This window comes from Streptomyces rhizosphaerihabitans, from assembly GCF_025399795.1.
Lineage (GTDB): Bacteria > Actinomycetota > Actinomycetes > Streptomycetales > Streptomycetaceae > Streptomyces > Streptomyces rhizosphaerihabitans.
This window is the reverse complement of record NZ_JAODTZ010000046.1, coordinates 45,032-62,877: the sequence shown is the minus strand read 5'-3', so window position 1 is coordinate 62,877 and position 17,846 is coordinate 45,032. Positions and strand designations below refer to the sequence as shown.

Here is a 17,846-nt window from a genome sequence, read left to right as displayed (position 1 = left end):
GGGGCGCCGCGTCCGGGACGCGGCGCCCCCTTCGTGCTGTCCCAGGTCGTGGCGCCCCGGTTCGTGTCGTCTCAGGCCAGGCGCTGTGCGAGGGCGAGGGTGCGGCGGGCGCCCGTGACCACCGCCGCGTCGACGAAACGGCCGTCCGGCAGGGCCTGGGCGCCCGGATCGGCGGCGGCCGCCCGGATGACGGCCTCGGCGGAGTCGACCTCGGCAGGGGTGGGGAGGTAGGCCCGTTCGATGATGGGGAGCTGGCGGGGATGGATCGCCGCGCGTCCGAGGAAGCCGAGGGCGCGGCCGTGCGCGCAGGACGAGGCCAGGCCCTCCACGTCGCGGATGTCGGGGTAGACCGACTGGACCGGCGGGGGCAGTCCGGCCGCTCGGGCGGCCACGACCAGGCGGGCCCGGGACCAGTCGAGGCCCGCTTCGTCGCGGACACCGAGATCGGCCCGCAGATCGCTCTCGCCGAGCGAGATCCCGCGCAGAGCGCGATGGGAGGAAGCGATCGCGAAGGCCTGCTCCACGCCGAGAGCCGTCTCCAGCAGGGCATAGAGCGGGACCGCGCTGCCCTCCGCGGGGGTCGCGCTCTCAGCCACCCGTACGACGTCGGAGCGCGAGGTCACCTTCGGCAGCCGCAGACCGGACAGGCCCGGGAGCGACGAGAGCGACTTCAGATCGGCGTCGGCGAAGGGGCCGTCGAGGGCGTTGACCCGGACGTGCACCGGGACGGGCGGCAATTCGGTGAGCAGGTCGGCGGTGGCGGAGCGGGCGTACTCCTTGCGGTGCGGGGCGACCGCGTCCTCCAGGTCGACGAGGACGACGTCCGCGCCCGAGGCCAGGGCCTTGGCCACCACCTCGGGACGGTCACCCGGCGCGTACAGCCAGGTGAGGGGCAGGAGGTCCGCGGTCACAGCGCGCCCTCCGCTCTCAGTGCCTCGATCTCGGGCCCCGTCAGGCCGAGCTCGGTGAGCACGGCGTCGGTGTCCGCGCCGTGCGGGCGGCCCGCCCAGTGGATCGCGCCGGGCGTGGCGGAGAGCCGGAAGAGGACGTTCTGCATGCGCAGCGGTCCCAGTTCGGGGTCGTCGACGGTGGTGACCGTGTCCAGGGCCTGGTACTGCGGGTCGGTCATGACGTCCCGGACGTCCTGGACGGGGGCGATCGCCGCCTCCGCCTCCTCGAAGGCGGCGAGGACCTCGTCCTGCTTGCGGCAGGCGATCCACGCGCCGACCGCCCCGTCCAGGACGTCGGCGTGGCGGGCGCGGTCCGCGCCGGTCGCGAACCAGGGTTCGTCGATCACGTCCGGGCGGCCGACCAACCGCATCACCCGTTCGGCGATCGACTGCGCCGACGTCGAGACCGCGACCCAGGAACCGTCCGCCGTGCGATAGGTGTTGCGGGGCGCGTTGTTCGCCGAGCGGTTGCCGGTGCGGGGCTGGACATGGCCCAGCTGGTCGTACCAGATCGGCTGCGGACCGAGGACGGTCAGGATCGGCTCGATGATCGCCATGTCGATCACCTGGCCCTCGCCGGTGCGCTCGCGCGCGGCCAGCGCGGTCAGCACGGCGTACGCCGTCGCCAGTCCGGCGATCGAGTCGGCCAGACCGAACGGCGGGAGGGTCGGCGGTGCGTCCGGCTCGCCGGTGATCGCCGCGAAGCCGCTCATCGCCTCCGCGAGCGTGCCGAAGCCGGGGCGGTGTGCGTACGGGCCGAACTGGCCGAAGGCGGTGACCCGGGCGAGGACCAGCCGGGGGTTGGCCGCGGACAGCTCTTCCCAGCCGAGGTCCCACTTCTCCAGGGTGCCCGGCCGGAAGTTCTCGATGATCACGTCGGCTTCGGCGGCGAGCCGGAGCAGGGTCTCGCGGCCGCCGCGCTTCGACAGGTCGAGTGTGATCGTGCGCTTGTTGCGGCCGAGGAGCTTCCACCACAGGCCGATGCCGTCCTTCGAGGGGCCGTGTCCGCGGGACGGGTCCGGTTGGGCGGGGTGTTCGACCTTGACGACCTCCGCGCCGAAGTCGCCGAGCAGGGTGGCGGCGAGCGGCCCGGCGAACAGGGTCGCGAGGTCGAGGACGCGCAGGCCGGCGAGGGAGCCGCCCTCGCTGGGCCCGCTCATGCGCCGGCCTGGGTGTCGATCTCGGAGCGGTACGGCATCGAGGACGTCGCCCCGTGCCGCTGCACCGACACCGAGGCGGCCGCCGACGCCCACACCATGGCCTCCGACATCTCCCGGCCCTCGGCGAGCGCCACCGCGAGGGTGCCGACGAAGGTGTCGCCCGCGCCGGTGGAGTCGACGGCGGTCACCTTGGGCGCGGGCACCGTGATGGGTTCGGCGCCCCGGGCCGCGTACAGGCTGCCCTCCGCGCCCAGCGTGACGACGACCTCGGGGACCTGTTCGAGCAGCGCGGCGGCGGCCCCGCGCGGGTCGGTGAAGCCGGTGAGTGCGGCGGCCTCGTGCTGGTTGGGCACCAACAGGTCGATGGTGGACAGCAGTTGGGGTGACAGGAACTGTGCGGGGGCCGGGGTCAGGATCGTCCGGACGCCGTGCCGGCGGGCGGCCTCCGCGCCGGCGAGCACGGCTTCCAGCGGGATTTCGAGCTGGAGGAGAAGCGCGTCGGCGCTGGCGATGAGGCCCTCGTCGCCGGGAGCGAGGGAGGTGACGGTGCCGTTGGCGCCGGGGATGACGACGATCGCGTTGCTGCCCTCGTCGTCCACCACGATGTGCGCGGTGCCGGACGGGCCCTCGGTGGTGCGCAGATGGTCGGTGTTCACGCCGAAGTGCTCCAGCGTGGAACGGAGTTGGCTGCCGAAGGAGTCGGCGCCCACCGCGCCGACCAGGGAGACGTCGGCGCCCGCGTGCGCGGCGGCGACCGCCTGGTTGGCGCCCTTGCCGCCGGGAATCGTACGGAATTCCCGTCCCGTGACGGTCTCTCCGCGCTGTGGGGCTTTGGCGACATACGCGACGAGGTCCATGTTCGTGCTGCCGAGCACGGCGATATGGGTCATGGGCGAACGGTCTCCCGTTGTGTGAGGTGGGCGAGGGCGTCGAAGCCGATGCCGTTGAAGTCGGCGACGGAGGTGGCGAGCCGGTTCTTGAGGGGGGCCGTCCAGCGGTCGGGCAGTCCGGTGGGGTCGCCCGTGAGCAGACCGGCGATGCTTCCGGCCGTCGCGCCGTTCGAGTCGGTGTCCAGACCGCCGGACACCGCGCGGCAGATCGAGCCGCTGAAGTCACCGTCGGCGTGGGTGAGGGCGGCGGCGATCAGCGCGGTGTTGGGGACGGCGTGGACCCAGTGGCAGTCGCGGTGGGCGGCGTGCAGTTCGTCGACGACCGTGTCGAAGTCCGGTGTCGTACGGGCGAGCCGGACGGCGTGGCGGACCGCTCGGGCCAGCCGGGAGCCGGGCGGGACGACTCTCAGTCCGGTGCGCAGACAGGCGTGGACGTCACTTGACGCGGTGGCTGCCTCGGCGATGGCGGCGGCCGTGAACATGGCCGCGTAGACGCCGTTGGCCGTGTGGGTGAGGGTGGCGTCGCGGTACGCCTGTTCCGCCGCCCCCGCAGGGTCGCCCGGGTTGGTCCAGCCGTGCACGTCCGCTCGGATCAGGGCGCCGATCCACTCGCGGAACGGGTTGTGACGGCGGGCGGTGTCCGGCGGCTCGACGCCGCTGAGGAGGTTGCGGTACGCGACACGCTCCGCGGTGAAGGTGCGGCCGGCGGGGAGTTCGTCCAGCCAGAGGCGGGCCACGTCCGCGGTGGTGAAGTCCCGGCCGTACCGCTGGAGCAACAGGAGGTTCAGGAGCGGGTAGTTGAGGTCGTCGTCCTCCGGCATGCCGTCGATGTTCTCGGCCAGGGAGGTGGCTGCGGAGCGCCGGTTCCAGGGGTGGGCGTCCAGGAGCTCCCGGGGTACACCCCGCGCGGTGAACCAGGTGCGCAGGGGCCGGTTGCCGGAGGCTCCGGCGAGTGCCCGGATCCCGTCGAGGGGGAGCTTCTCCACGGGTTTGCCCAGCAGACAGCCCACGGCCCGGCCGAGCCAGGCCGTTTCCAGGCGGGCCCGGTCGGGCGCGGGCACCGGCGCGTACCGCGGGGGCGGCCAGGCGGGGCACTGGGCCTTGATCAGTGCCAGATCCGTCGGTTCGTCGTCCGCCAGCCTGCCGGGCAGGGCGGCGAGTTCGTCGAGGAGGTCGGCCGCGAGGCGGCGCAGGGACGGCGAGGCCGGGGTCGCCGACGCGCCCGCGTGCAGCGGGGCCTGCCTGCCGCCTGCCGCGTGCCAGCGGGCGGCGACGCGGGCCGGCTCGCGGCCGTCCTGGACGGCCTGGTGGAGTTCGTGCCCGAGGAGGTCCTCGGGCTGGACCCAGGTCAGTCGGAGCACGGTGTTCCCGCCAGCGCGGCGTACGCCGCCTCGTGGGTCCGGCGGCGGTGGACGTCGCGGCCGAAGATCTCCCGGGTCACCTCGGCGAGCGTACGCGCCGGGGCGTCCAGGTCGAGCCGGCTGGACTCGGCCACCGCCTTGGCCCAGTCGTGCGGGACCTCGCCGCCCAGCGCGCCCGCGAGGGCGCCCGCCATGGTGGCGATGGAGTCGCAGTCGCGGCCGTAGTTGACCGAACCCAGGACCGCGTGCCGGAAGTCGCCGCCCGACACCAGCAACATGCCGAGCGCGACGGGGAGTTCCTCGATGGAGTGGAGCCGGGAGGGGCGGCGGGCGCCGAGGGAGGGGGAGCGGTAGTCGGGGCCGACCGTGTCGTACGGGGCCACCGCCCGGCGCAGCGGGAGAAGCGCCGACTCGAAGTCCGTGTGGCGGGAGGCGACTTCGCAGACCGCCTCGACGGCGGCGCGGGTGCCGTCCTTGGCCAGCGACAGACACGCGGCCACGACCGAGTCGGGGGTCGCGCCGGGTGAGCAGGCCGCCGCCACCGCCGCCGCGAAGACGCCCGCGGCCTCGCGCCCGTACGAGGACTGATGGGCGCCCGCGATGTCGAGCGCCTCGGCGTACGCGCCCGCCGGGTTCGCCGCGTTGACCAGGCCGACCGGGGCCATGTACATCGCGGCACCGCAGTTGACGATGTTGCCGGAGCCGGCCTCCCGGGGGTCCACATGGCCGTAGTGGAGGCGGGCGACCAGCCACTTCTCGGCGAGGAAGATCCGCTGGAGGGGGAGCGCCTCGGCCTCCAGCTCCGGAATCCAGCGGGGGGTCGTCATCAGGTCGGGGACCAGGTGCCCGGCGACGGCGTAGGCGTCGAGGTGGTCGCGGACGGTGGCGTACACCCGTACCAGCGCATGGGTCATCAGGGTGTCGTCGGTGACGTGTCCGTCGCCCTTGTGGTACGGGGCGATGGGGCGGGCGGTGGGCCAGTCGTCGCCGTTCCAGGGGCCGACGACGCCGTGCACGCGGCCGCCGTGGCGTTCGGTGATCTGCTCGGGGGAGTACCCCTCGACGGGGCCGCCGAGGGCGTCGCCGACGGCGGCTCCGACGAGGGCTCCGTTGATCCGTTCGTCGAGGGTTCCCGTTCCTTCTCCTTTGGGCGTCATGCCCGAATCATCCCTCTGGGGCCGCAAGTTCCGGGGAATCGAGTGGGTCGGCGAGTCCTGCGGCCTCCAGGAGTTCGGCGAGCCCGATGAGATCCGTCCCGGTCAGCCGGGGCAGGGCGCAGCCGGACAGGGTGCGGCAGGCGTCGCGCCAGGAGGCGGGGATCGCGGTGGCGCCGCCGAGCGCCCCGGTGAGCGCGCCGGCCAGGGCGGGGGCCGAGTCGGCGACCCGGGACAGGCACGCGGCCGAGGGCACGGCCTCGGCGATCCGGCCGCGCGCGGCGGCGGCCAGGGCCAGGGCGACGGGGACGGTCTCGGCGGCCGCGATGCCGTAGCTGTAGACGTGGTCGACGATCTGGTGCTCCAGCAGGGGGACCAGGGCGAAGGTGCTCTCGCTGCCCGCTGCCAGCGCGAGGGCGTGCCGGGCGTTGCGGCCGATCTCCGTCGCGGCGGGCAGTTCGGCGAGGGCCGCCTCCACGCAGGTGTCGACGCCGTGCCCGGCGAGGGCGAGCGCCACCGCCGCGGCCATCGCGCGGGCGCCGTGCACACCGTCGCCGTCCTGGGTGTAGCGGGCGTCGAACTCGGCGAGTTCCGCGGCGAGCCGGGGGTCTCCCGGGTACGCCACGGCGAGGACGCAGGCCCGTACGCAGGCCGCGTCGTCGAAGTAGTGGGGGTTGTCGTGGCCGGTGGCGGGCGGGCGCAGACCGGTGGCGAGGTTGCCGAGTCCGGCGCGTACGGAGATCCGGGCGCGCAGCGGGAGCAGGGCGGACTCGACCTCGGGGGCGCGGTCGGCCGCGGCGGCGACCTCGCTGGCGACGGCGTTCCAGGACAGGTCGATGGACGCGCGCATCCTGCGTTCGAGGCTCAGGTCGCCGAGTGCCGTGGTCTCCCCGGCCCGCAGCACGGCCTCGGCCGCGAACGCCGCCCACTCGGCGTCGTCCGAGGGGCCGAGCCTCAACGGTTCCGGCGGCTGGTTCAGCGCGATCGGTACAGGCAGGGTCGTCGTCGCGTTCTGCTCCGCGAAGGTGTCCAGCTCGCGGGTCAGCCGCCGGGTCCACTCGGGCATCCGCGCGGCCCGGTGACGTGCGGCGGGCCATCCCGCGGCATCCCCCGCGGCCAGCCCGAGCAGCAGCCCCTCGATCCGCCGCACCCCCGCCCTCACGGGCCCCTCCACCGGAACGACTCCCCGTGCCCGCCGCACCCCGTCACCGCCCACCCCGAATCCGCCCGCCCCACCGACTGAAACGCCCCCGCCCACCGTCCCGAGCGCCCCAGCTCCGGCCGTCCCGCCGAGCGCCCCAGCCCCGGCCGTCCCGCCGGGCATCCCCGCTCCGGCCGTCCTGCCGAGTGGCCTCGGCTCGCCCGTCGGGCCGGGCGCAACCGGCTCGGCGCCCTCGGGGGGCGGCCCCGTGCCGGGTGCCATCGGTTCGGCGGGTGTCGCCGAGGCGGCGCCCTCGCCTGTGCGGTCGCCGGGCTCGTCGCCGGCCAGGCCGGGGCTCACCGGCCTGCCCCGGGGTCATCGGCGGGCGCCTCGAACGCGTCCGCGCCGGAGAGGGCGTACGCGTCCGGAACCGCGTACGTCTCGGGGGCGGGCGGTACGCGCCCCCCGGCGCCCCACTTCTCCCCGTTCTCCGGGGTCAGGAGTTCCGCCACGTCCAGGATGTGGTGGCCCTCCATCGAGGGGAGGCAGCTGCCGCGCGCCGGTCCGATGGCAGCCGCCCACTCGGCGGGGATCGCGGACACCCCCCTGGTCGCGCCGGCCAGCGCTCCGGCCACCGCGGCTGTCGTATCGGCGTCGCGGCCCATGTTCACCGCGGTGAGGACCGACTCGGTGAACGCCCCGTCCGCCGCCGCGTACGCGCCGAAGGCGAGGGCCACGGCCTCGGGCGCCAGGTCGGTCCACGGGTAGCCGCCGATCACCACCGCCGAGCGCACCGCCCGTTCGCCGCGGTGCGCCACCGCGACCGCGCGGCGCAGCGAGCGGGCCGTCCAGGAGTCGTCCGGGACGACGGCCAGGGCGGAGGCCACGACCGCGATGGTGGGAGCGCCCGCCATCGCGGCGGCGACCCCCGCCGCGACCGCCTGACCGCCGTAGATGCCCTCGCCCTCGTGGCTCACCGAGCCGTCGATCGCCACGAGCCGGGCCGCCTCGGCGGGCCGGCCCGCCGCGAAGACGCCGAAGGGCGCCGCGCGCATGGCGAGACCGTCGCTCCAGGCGTGCCGGTGCTGGGCGGAGATGGGCGCCGCGAGCCCCCTGCGCAGGTTCTCCAGCGTGCCCCGCTCGCTGAATCCGGCACCGCGGAACGGTCCCTCGTCACGGTCCGCGATCCATTGGTGCCAGGCCGACTCGACGTGGGCCACGGTCAGCGCCGAGCCGTGCCGGGCCAGCAGCAGCCCGGAGAAGATCGCGTACTCGGTGTCGTCCGTTCCGGCCGGGTGCTCGGCGACGTACCCGGTGATCCGGCCCCACTTGGCGCGGATCTCCGACGGCAGCATGTTCTCGGCGGGGGCGCCCAGCGCGTCCCCGACGGCGAGTCCGAGCAGTGCGCCGCGGGCCCGGTCGCGGAGACCGGCGGCGTTCCCGGATGCCGGGGCCGAGGGAATGCAGGCGATGGAAGCCATACGTGCCTCTCCTCTCAGGGCCCCTGCCGGAGCGCGGAGTGCGGCGCGCGGAACCCTTTGCGCATCTGTCCCACCTTGGCGGTTGACAGGAGCCTTACGGGCCTCACTGTCACCCGGTCGACATATGTGCATGACATGCCACGGATGAGCGCTAACAGGTAAAAGCGCAGGTTAGCCCAGCCTTTCCTTGCTGGCGGCGGGGAATTTCGAGGCGTACTTTCGTAGTTGTCAAAAAGTGGAAACAGTCCAATCAAGCACGCTGGGGGACCCGCATGGCGATCATCGAGACCGAGGCGACGCTGCACGTGGCGCACCGCGACAACCACACCCACCGGGATGTGAACGGCGGCTGGCTGCGCCCGGCGGTGTTCGGCGCGATGGACGGCCTGGTCTCCAACCTCGCCCTGATGACCGGCGTCGCCGGCGGGTCCGTCTCCCAGCAGACGATCGTCATCACCGGACTCGCGGGCCTCGCCGCCGGCGCCTTCTCGATGGCCGCCGGCGAGTACACCTCCGTCGCCTCGCAGCGCGAGCTCGTCGAGGCGGAACTCGATGTCGAGCGGCGCGAGCTGCGCAAGCACCCCGAGGACGAGGAGCGCGAGCTGGCCGCGCTGTACGAGGCCCGCGGGGTCGATCCCGAGCTGGCCCAGGAGGTGGCCCGGCAGCTCTCCCGCGATCCCGAGCAGGCCCTGGAGATCCACGCGCGCGAGGAACTCGGTATAGACCCCGGCGACCTGCCCTCCCCGGCCGTCGCCGCCGTGTCCAGCTTCGGCTCTTTCGCGCTCGGCGCCCTGCTCCCCGTACTGCCGTATCTGCTGGGCGCGACCGTGCTGTGGCCGGCGCTGCTGCTCGCGACGCTCGGGCTCTTCGCGTGCGGTGCCGTCGTGGCCAAGGTGACCGCGCGGTCCTGGTGGTTCAGCGGGCTGCGGCAGCTCGCTCTCGGTGGCGCCGCGGCGGGTGTGACGTACGCCCTGGGCAGTCTGTTCGGTGCGGCCGTAGGATGAGGCCTCGATCACCTATGCAAGGGACTGCATAAGTAGTCGTTACCCGGCGGTTTCGATTCCTTAACCACTGGGCATGAGCCGTAAGCGCCGCAGGCAATGACGCCTGCTCCGCACTTCTCGCGGTGGATCACGATCTCTGCCGCGAACCGGGCCGACGGTCATTGATCTGTCCGCTTAGGTCCCCATACCTTCCACCGCCGAGCGCGGTACCCCGCCGCGACCCCGTGGTGTCCGCATGTTGGAACGGAGTATCCGGTTCCCGAGAATCGCTCCATCATGTAACCTGCACGAAATTTTGCACCAACAGAGGGCCAACGTCGTCCCTCGGCAGATGTCTCCCCCCTGAGCCCCAAGGGCCTGGGAGGGACCCCCCGCCCCGACGACGACGGGAGAGCCGATGCGTACGCCGCGCCAGCCGTCCCAGCATTCCACGAACGACCAGAAGTGGTCCTTCATGGATGCTCGCCCTGCTGCGCAGGGTATGTACGACCCCCGCAACGAGCACGACGCCTGTGGCGTCGGCTTCGTGGCCACCCTCACCGGCGAGGCGAGCCACGCGCTGGTCGAGCAGGCGCTCACCGTTCTGCGGAACCTGGAACACCGCGGTGCCACCGGCTCCGAGCCCGACTCGGGCGACGGCGCGGGCATCCTCTCCCAGGTCCCGGACGCCTTCTTCCGCGAGGTGGCCGGTTTCGAACTTCCCGCAGCCGGCGCGTACGCGGTGGGCATCGCCTTCCTCCCCGAGGACGGCACGGCCGACGCCGTCTCACGCATCGAGACGATCGCCGCCGAAGAGGGCCTCACCGTCCTCGGCTGGCGCGAGGTCCCGGTCGCCCCCGAACTCCTCGGCGCCACCGCCCGCTCGACGATGCCGGCCTTCCACCAGATCTTCGTCGGCGACGGCGCGAGCCAGGGCATCGACCTCGACCGCACCGCGTTCGTGCTGCGCAAGCGCGCCGAGCGCGAGGCCGGGGTCTACTTCCCCTCGCTGTCCGCGCGGACCATCGTCTACAAGGGCATGCTGACCACCGGCCAGCTGGAGCCCTTCTTCCCGGACCTGTCCGACCGCCGCTTCGCCTCCGCGATCGCGCTCGTGCACTCCCGGTTCTCCACCAACACCTTCCCGAGCTGGCCGCTCGCCCACCCGTACCGCTTCGTCGCGCACAACGGCGAGATCAACACGGTCAAGGGCAACCGCAACTGGATGGTCGCCCGCGAGTCCCAGCTCGCCTCGGACCTGTTCGGGGACAACGACAAGCTGCAGCGGATCTTCCCCGTCTGCACACCGGACGCCTCCGACTCGGCCTCCTTCGACGAGGTGCTCGAACTCCTGCACCTCGGCGGCCGCTCGCTCCCGCACTCCGTGCTGATGATGATCCCGGAGGCGTGGGAGAACCACGACTCCATGGACCCGGCCCGGCGGGCCTTCTACCAGTTCCACTCCACGATGATGGAGCCCTGGGACGGTCCCGCCTGCGTCACCTTCACCGACGGCAGCCAGGTCGGCGCGGTCCTCGACCGCAACGGACTGCGCCCCGGCCGCTACTGGGTCACCGACGAGGGCCTCGTCGTCCTCGGCTCCGAGGTCGGCGTCCTCGACATCGACCCCGCCAAGGTCGTCCGCAAGGGCCGCCTCCAGCCCGGCAAGATGTTCCTCGTCGACACCGTCGAGCACCGCATCATCGAGGACGACGAGATCAAGGCCGGCCTCGCCTCCGAGAAGCCCTACGCGGAGTGGCTGGAAGCCGGCGAAATCGAACTCTCCGACCTGCCCGAGCGTGAGCACATCGTGCACACCCACGCCTCGGTCACCCGCCGCCAGCAGACCTTCGGTTACACCGAGGAGGAACTGCGGATCATCCTCGCGCCGATGGCCAAGGCCGCCGCCGAGCCGATCGGTTCGATGGGCACCGACTCGCCGATCGCCGCGCTCTCGCAGCGCCCGCGTCTGCTGTTCGACTACTTCACCCAGCTCTTCGCACAGGTCACCAACCCGCCGCTGGACGCGATCCGCGAGGAACTGGTCACCTCCCTGCGCTCCTCCCTCGGTCCGGCGAGCAACCTGCTGGAGCCGACGGCCGTCTCCTGCCGCAGCGTCACCCTGCCCTTCCCGGTGATCGACAACGACGAGCTGGCCAAGCTCATCCACATCAACGCCGACGGCGACATGCCCGGCATGAAGGCAGCGACGCTGTCCGGCCTGTACCGGGTCTCCGGCGGCGGCGAATCCCTCGCCGCCCGCATCGAGGAGATCTACGCCGAGGCCGACGCCGCCATCGAGAACGGCGCCCGGCTGATCGTCCTGTCGGACCGTCACTCCGACGCCGAGCACGCGCCGATCCCCTCTCTGCTGCTCACCGCGGCCGTCCACCACCACCTCATCCGCACCAAGCAGCGCACCCAGGTGGGCCTGCTGGTCGAGGCCGGAGACGTCCGCGAGGTCCACCACGTCGCCCTGCTCATCGGCTTCGGCGCCGCGGCCGTCAACCCGTACCTGGCCATGGAGTCCGTCGAGGACCTGGCCCGCGCCGACACCTTCCTCCAGGGCATCGAGCCCGAGCAGGCCATCCGCAACCTGATCTACGCCCTCGGCAAGGGCGTCCTGAAGGTCATGTCCAAGATGGGCATCTCGACCGTCGCCTCCTACCGCGGCGCCCAGGTCTTCGAGGCCGTCGGCCTGGAGAAGGCCTTCGTCGAGAAGTACTTCAACGGCACGGCCAGCAAGATCGGCGGAGCCGGCCTCGACGTCATCGCCAAGGAGGTCGCCGCCCGGCACGCCAAGGCCTACCCGGCCTCCGGCATCGCGCCCGCACACCGCGCCCTGGACATAGGCGGCGAGTACCAGTGGCGCCGCGAGGGCGAGCCCCACCTGTTCGACCCGGAGACGGTCTTCCGCCTCCAGCACTCGACGCGCTCGGGCAGCTACGAGATCTTCAAGAAGTACACGGGCCGTGTGAACGAGCAGTCCGAGCGTCTGATGACGCTGCGCGGCCTGTTCGGTTTCACCTCGGACCGGCCCTCGATCTCCCTCGACGAGGTCGAGCCCGTCTCCGAGATCGTCAAGCGCTTCTCGACCGGCGCCATGTCGTACGGCTCCATCTCCAAGGAGGCGCACGAGACCCTCGCCATCGCCATGAACCAGCTGGGCGGCAAGTCCAACACCGGTGAGGGCGGCGAGGACGCGGACCGGCTGTACGACCCGGCCCGCCGCTCCAGCATCAAGCAGGTGGCGTCCGGCCGCTTCGGCGTGACCAGCGAGTACCTCGTCAACGCCGACGACATCCAGATCAAGATGGCCCAGGGCGCCAAGCCCGGCGAGGGCGGCCAGCTGCCCGGCCACAAGGTCTACCCGTGGGTGGCCAAGACCCGTCACTCCACCCCGGGTGTCGGTCTGATCTCCCCGCCGCCGCACCACGACATCTACTCCATCGAGGACCTGGCTCAGCTGATCCACGACCTCAAGAACGCCAACCCGAAGGCCCGCATCCACGTGAAGCTGGTCTCCGAGGTCGGCGTCGGCACGGTCGCCGCCGGTGTCTCCAAGGCCCACGCGGACGTCGTCCTCATCTCCGGCCACGACGGCGGAACGGGCGCCTCCCCGCTGACCTCCCTCAAGCACGCGGGCGGCCCCTGGGAGCTCGGCCTCGCCGAGACCCAGCAGACCCTGCTGCTCAACGGTCTGCGCGACCGCATCGTCGTGCAGACCGACGGCCAGCTCAAGACCGGCCGCGACGTCGTCATCGCCGCGCTGCTCGGCGCCGAAGAGTTCGGTTTCGCGACCGCGCCGCTCGTCGTCTCCGGCTGCGTCATGATGCGCGTCTGCCACCTGGACACCTGCCCGGTCGGCATCGCCACCCAGAACCCGGTGCTGCGCGAGCGGTTCGCCGGCAAGGCCGAGTACATCGTCAACTTCTTCAAGTTCATCGCCGAAGAGGTCCGCGAGATCCTCGCCGAGCTCGGCTTCCGCACCATCGAAGAGGCCGTCGGCCACGCCGAGAACCTCGACGTGGAGCGCGCCGTCACCCACTGGAAGGCGCAGGGCCTGGACCTGACCCCGCTCTTCTACGTGCCCGAACTGCCCGAGGGCGCGGCGCTGCACCAGGTCATCGAGCAGGACCACGGCCTGGAGAAGGCGCTCGACAACGAGCTCATCAAGCTCGCCGCCGACGCGCTCGCCGCCGACTCCGCGACCGACGCCCAGCCGGTCCGCGCCCAGGTCGCGATCCGCAACATCAACCGCACGGTCGGCACCATGCTCGGCCACGAGGTGACGAAGAAGTTCGGTGGCGCGGGCCTGCCCGACGACACCATCGACATCACCTTCACGGGCTCGGCGGGCCAGTCCTTCGGCGCCTTCCTGCCGCGCGGCGTCACGCTGCGCCTGGAGGGCGACGCCAACGACTACGTCGGCAAGGGTCTCTCCGGCGGCCGGGTGATCGTCCGTCCCGACCGGGGCGCCGACCACCTCGCCGAGTACTCGACCATCGCGGGCAACACCATCGCGTACGGCGCGACGGGCGGCGAGCTCTTCCTGCGCGGCCGCACCGGCGAGCGCTTCTGCGTCCGCAACTCCGGCGCGACGGTGGTCTCCGAGGGCGTGGGCGACCACGGCTGCGAATACATGACCGGCGGTCGCGCGGTCGTCCTCGGCGAGACGGGCCGCAACTTCGCGGCCGGCATGTCCGGCGGTGTCGCGTACGTGATCGACCTCGACCGCGACAACGTGAACATCGGCAACGTGGACGCCGTCGAGGAACTCGACGACACCGACAAGCAGTGGCTGCACGACGTCGTGCGCCGGCACGCGGAGGAGACCGCCTCGACGGTCGCCGAGAAGCTGATCGCCGAGTGGCCCGTGGCCGTGGAGCGCTTCAGCAAGATCATTCCCAGCACGTACAAGGCAGTGCTCGCCGCCAAGGACGCCGCCGAGCGAGCCGGACTCAACGAGTCCGAGATCACCGAGAAGATGATGGAGGCGGCGACCAATGGCTGATCCCAAGGGCTTTTTGAACCACGGCCGTGAGGTCGCCAGGTCCCGGCCGGTCGAGGAGCGCCTCAAGGACTGGAACGAGGTCTACGTTCCGGGCTCGCTGCTCCCGATCATCTCCAAGCAGGCCTCGCGCTGCATGGACTGCGGCATCCCGTTCTGCCACAACGGCTGTCCGCTGGGCAACCTGATCCCCGAGTGGAACGACTACGCCTACCGCGAGGACTGGCAGGCCGCCTCCGAGCGGCTGCACGCCACGAACAACTTCCCGGAGTTCACGGGCCGGCTGTGCCCCGCCCCGTGCGAGTCGGCGTGTGTGCTCGGCATCAACCAGCCCGCCGTGACCATCAAGAACGTCGAGGTCTCGATCATCGACAAGGCGTGGGACACGGGCGATGTCGCCCCGCAGATCCCCGAGCGCCTGTCGGGCAAGACCGTCGCGGTCATCGGTTCCGGCCCCGCCGGTCTCGCCGCCGCCCAGCAGCTCACGCGCGCCGGTCACACGGTCGCGGTGTACGAGCGCGCCGACCGCGTCGGCGGCCTGCTGCGCTACGGCATCCCCGAGTTCAAGATGGAGAAGCGGCACATCAACCGCCGCATCGAGCAGATGCGCGCGGAGGGCACCCGCTTCCGCACGGGCATCGAGATCGGCCGCGACCTCAAGGCGACGGACCTGCGCAAGCGGTACGACGCCGTGGTCATCGCCGCCGGTGCGACGACCGCCCGTGACCTCCCCGTCCCCGGGCGGGAGCTGAGCGGCATCCACCAGGCCATGGAGTACCTGCCGCTGGCCAACAAGGTGCAGGAGGGCGACTACGTGGCGCCCCCGATCACCGCCGAGGGCAAGCACGTCGTGGTCATCGGCGGCGGTGACACGGGCGCGGACTGCGTGGGCACCGCCCACCGCCAGGGCGCGGCCTCGGTCACCCAGCTGGAGATCATGCCGCGGCCGGGCGAGGAGCGGAACCCGGGTCAGCCCTGGCCGACGTTCCCGATGCTCTACAAGGTCACCTCCGCGCACGAGGAGGGCGGTGAGCGGGTCTACTCCGTCAACACCACCCACTTCGAGGGCGACGAGGACGGCAACGTCCAGTGGCTGCACCTGGTCGAGGTAGAGTTCACCGGCGGCAAGCTGAACCAGAAGCCGGGCACGGAGCGCAAGATCCCCGCCCAGCTGGTGACGCTGGCGATGGGCTTCACCGGCACGGACGTCGAGAACGGCGTGGTCTCCCAGTTCGGTCTGGAGCTCGACGAGCGCGGCAACATCGCCCGCGACGCCGACTTCGCGACCAACGTTCCCGGCGTGTACGTCGCCGGTGACGCGGGCCGCGGCCAGTCCCTCATCGTCTGGGCCATCGCGGAGGGCCGTTCGGCCGCCCGCGGTGTCGACCGCTTCCTCACCGGAGCGAGCGATCTGCCGGCCCCGATCCGTCCGACGGACCGCTCGCTGATGGTCTGACCCCGAAACGGTCCGACCCCTTGAACGAGTGACCTGACGGTCACCCGAAATCGTCCCGCACAAAGGCGTGCGGAACACGAGACGGCGCCTGCCTCACTGTCCCCGACCGGACGACCTGGCAGGCGCCGCCGCATGCCCGCGGGCTTCTCCCGCCTACGGCACGCGGTAGGTCTCGCCGTACACCTTCCACCGCAGCGGTGTGTGCAGGTCGAGGTTTCCGTCATGGAGGAACTGCCGCTGGGCGGTGTCGATGCGGGTGGTGTCGCGCTGGGGGTCCTTGGCCTTCATCGCCTCGCGGCGGATGTCCAGGAAGATGTCGAGGTACGCCTTCTCGTCGCCGCCCTCGGACGGGAGGTTCGCCTCGCGCACGGCGCGCTCGCGCAGCCCGTAGAAGCCGTCGGCGCTGGTGCCGGGACCGTGCATCACCATGGCGTCGTAGTAGATGAACTGGCCGAGCGTGCCGAGCCCGTCGAGCTTGGCGAGCCGGACGGCGGGGTCGAAGTAGACGCTGTCGCGTTCGTGGTCCTGGGCCTCGCGGAACGCGGCGAGGGCGGCCTCGCGGCGCCAGGCCGCGGGAAAGCCCGGGTCCAGGCCCTCGTGGGAGTCCGTGCCGTCGACCTTGCGCAGGGCCGGGAGGAAGCGGGCGAGCCCGTTGTCCGGGTGCTCCTCGGTGTAACGCTCGACCAGAGTGAGCAGGTCGTGGGTGCCGGTGCAGAAGCCTATGATGCCCGCCGTGTACCCCTGGCCGTCACCGATGTCCTCGACGTAGGCGTACGCCTCGTGCCACTTCAGCGTGGAGTTCTCGGCACTCGCCACGATCTCCTGGGCCAGCTCCTTCCTGTCCGGAGCCGCCAGGCCGGGCGGCGCGTCGGCGACCTCGCCGTCGGCCTTCCGCTCGGCATTGGCCGAGTCCTTCTCGCGGGCCTTCCGCGACACGGACGCCGGGCCCTTGGCGTCGGCGGTGGCCGTGTGCTCGGGCGTGGCGAAGTAGACCGTCGCCGTCACCAGCACGGGGGCGACGGCGAACAACAGGCAACCCGCACGTTTCATGACGCAAGGGTACGCAGGGACGACGTGCGGACGGACAGGCCGAGGTGCCGTACGGGTACAGCACGTCTGTGCCCCTCAAGGGCGGCACGCGTGCGCGGCCCGGGGACGCGACCCGCCGGCCGCCCGGGGCACCGCAAGGCCCGGCGTCGCCGGCAGGGCCCGCGGACAGCCCGCGCGGGACCGGACACGGGTGCAGGCAGGGGCTGTTGCCCGTCCCGCGCCCCTTCCTGCAGCCCGCGCCGCGGCGGCCGCGCCCGCCGTCCGTCTCGTGCTACACGGAGCCGTTCCTCAGCGCCGACACCTTCAGCACCGCCAGGACCACCAGCAATGCGAGAAGCCCCACGCACACGGCCGCCTGGATCGGTGCCCGCCAGCGGTTGCGGGGAGCGTACGCGAAGGCCGCCGTCACGGCCCCGCCCGCCAGCAGGCCGCCCAGGTGGCCCTGCCAGGACGTGAGCCCCGCCGAGATCAGCAGCCAGATCAGCAGGCCGCCCATGAAGCGGTTGACGCCCCCCATGTCCGTGCCGAGCCGGCGTGCCATCACGTAGTACGCGGCGCCGATGCCGAAGATCGCGCCCGACGCGCCGACCGTGTGCTCGTCCGGTGCGATCAGCAGCACGAGGACCGAGCCGCCGAGCGCCGACAGCAGATACAGGGCGAGGTAGCGGACCCGGCCGAGCTGGGCCTCGACGGTCCGGCCGATGTTCCACAGCGCGAACATGTTCATCGCGATGTGAGCGATGCCGAAGGTGCCCTCGGTGGGCGGCAGATGCAGGAACGCCCCGGTCAGCAGCCGGTACCACTCGCCGTTGACCAGGCCTTCCGCGTGGTAGTCCGGGGAGTGCACGGCGTCCCAGAGATAGTGGATCCCGTCCCCGTCCACCAGACCCGCGCCGAGCATCTCGAACCGGTCCACGACCGACGAGCGCAGCAGTTCGGCCAGGTAGGCCAGCAGATTGAGGCCGATGAGGGCGTACGTCACCGCGGGCACCGTCGAGATCCGCCCGCCGAAGGCCGTGCGGGCCTGCCGGACGGACTTCGCGCCCTCCTTCACGCACTCCACGCACTGATGGCCGACGGCCGCCTCGCGCATACAGCTCGGGCATATGAAACGGTCGCAGCGGGTGCAGCGCACATGCGACTCCACCTTGGGGTGGCGGTAGCAAGTGGTGACAGCGGACTCGGACTCCACGGCCGGCTCCTCGGAAC

At 72.2% G+C, this 17,846-nt stretch carries 12 protein-coding genes; 3 read left to right on the top strand and 9 right to left on the bottom strand.

The window, feature by feature from the left end:
* Positions 1–71: 71 nt before the first annotated feature.
* The 7 genes from N4G66_RS33980 to N4G66_RS33950 all read right to left on the bottom strand — a co-directional run bounded on the left by N4G66_RS33980 (position 72) and on the right by N4G66_RS33950 (position 8,137).
* Positions 72–911, bottom strand: coding sequence for an HpcH/HpaI aldolase/citrate lyase family protein (locus N4G66_RS33980; RefSeq protein ID WP_261708131.1), 840 nt, complete (start codon positions 909–911; stop codon positions 72–74).
* Complete coding sequence (locus N4G66_RS33975) at positions 908–2,110, bottom strand: CaiB/BaiF CoA transferase family protein (protein WP_261708130.1); 1,203 nt, start codon at positions 2,108–2,110, stop codon at positions 908–910. Before N4G66_RS33975 ends, N4G66_RS33980 begins: the two co-directional genes overlap by 4 nt.
* Positions 2,107–3,000: a ribokinase gene (rbsK, locus tag N4G66_RS33970; RefSeq protein ID WP_261708129.1), complete on the bottom strand. Its 894-nt coding sequence runs from the start codon at positions 2,998–3,000 to the stop codon at positions 2,107–2,109. Before rbsK ends, N4G66_RS33975 begins: the two co-directional genes overlap by 4 nt.
* Positions 2,997–4,361 (bottom strand): ADP-ribosylglycohydrolase family protein, encoded by a 1,365-nt coding sequence (locus N4G66_RS33965; RefSeq protein ID WP_261708128.1) that lies wholly within the window; start codon positions 4,359–4,361, stop codon positions 2,997–2,999. The genes rbsK and N4G66_RS33965 overlap by 4 nt, the downstream gene beginning before the upstream one ends.
* Positions 4,349–5,518, bottom strand: coding sequence for an ADP-ribosylglycohydrolase family protein (locus N4G66_RS33960; protein WP_261708127.1), 1,170 nt, complete (start codon positions 5,516–5,518; stop codon positions 4,349–4,351). The genes N4G66_RS33965 and N4G66_RS33960 overlap by 13 nt, the downstream gene beginning before the upstream one ends.
* A 7-nt stretch (positions 5,519–5,525) precedes the next feature.
* Positions 5,526–6,839: an ADP-ribosylglycohydrolase family protein gene (locus tag N4G66_RS33955; RefSeq protein WP_391858935.1), complete on the bottom strand. Its 1,314-nt coding sequence runs from the start codon at positions 6,837–6,839 to the stop codon at positions 5,526–5,528.
* A gap of 173 nt (positions 6,840–7,012) precedes the next feature.
* Entirely contained in the window at positions 7,013–8,137 is a 1,125-nt protein-coding gene (locus N4G66_RS33950) for an ADP-ribosylglycohydrolase family protein (protein ID WP_261708126.1), read from the bottom strand.
* A gap of 272 nt (positions 8,138–8,409) precedes the next feature.
* Between N4G66_RS33950 and N4G66_RS33945 the strand changes: the two genes are divergently transcribed.
* The 3 genes from N4G66_RS33945 (at position 8,410) to N4G66_RS33935 (ending at position 15,587) form a co-directional block, all read left to right on the top strand.
* Positions 8,410–9,141, top strand: a complete 732-nt coding sequence (locus N4G66_RS33945; RefSeq protein ID WP_261708125.1) for a VIT1/CCC1 transporter family protein — start codon at positions 8,410–8,412, stop codon at positions 9,139–9,141.
* 397 nt (positions 9,142–9,538) lie between these two features.
* Entirely contained in the window at positions 9,539–14,134 is a 4,596-nt protein-coding gene (gene gltB, locus N4G66_RS33940) for a glutamate synthase large subunit (RefSeq protein WP_261708124.1), read from the top strand.
* Positions 14,127–15,587 (top strand): glutamate synthase subunit beta, encoded by a 1,461-nt coding sequence (locus N4G66_RS33935; protein ID WP_261708123.1) that lies wholly within the window; start codon positions 14,127–14,129, stop codon positions 15,585–15,587. Before gltB ends, N4G66_RS33935 begins: the two co-directional genes overlap by 8 nt.
* A gap of 153 nt (positions 15,588–15,740) precedes the next feature.
* On the opposite strand, the gene N4G66_RS33930 is transcribed toward N4G66_RS33935, so the two are convergent.
* A complete protein-coding gene (locus tag N4G66_RS33930) occupies positions 15,741–16,637 on the bottom strand; it encodes a chitosanase (protein ID WP_261708122.1) in 897 nt (298 codons plus the stop codon).
* 271 nt (positions 16,638–16,908) lie between these two features.
* A complete protein-coding gene (locus N4G66_RS33925; protein WP_261708121.1) occupies positions 16,909–17,829 on the bottom strand; it encodes a rhomboid family intramembrane serine protease in 921 nt (306 codons plus the stop codon).
* Between the last annotated feature and the right edge of the window lie 17 nt (positions 17,830–17,846).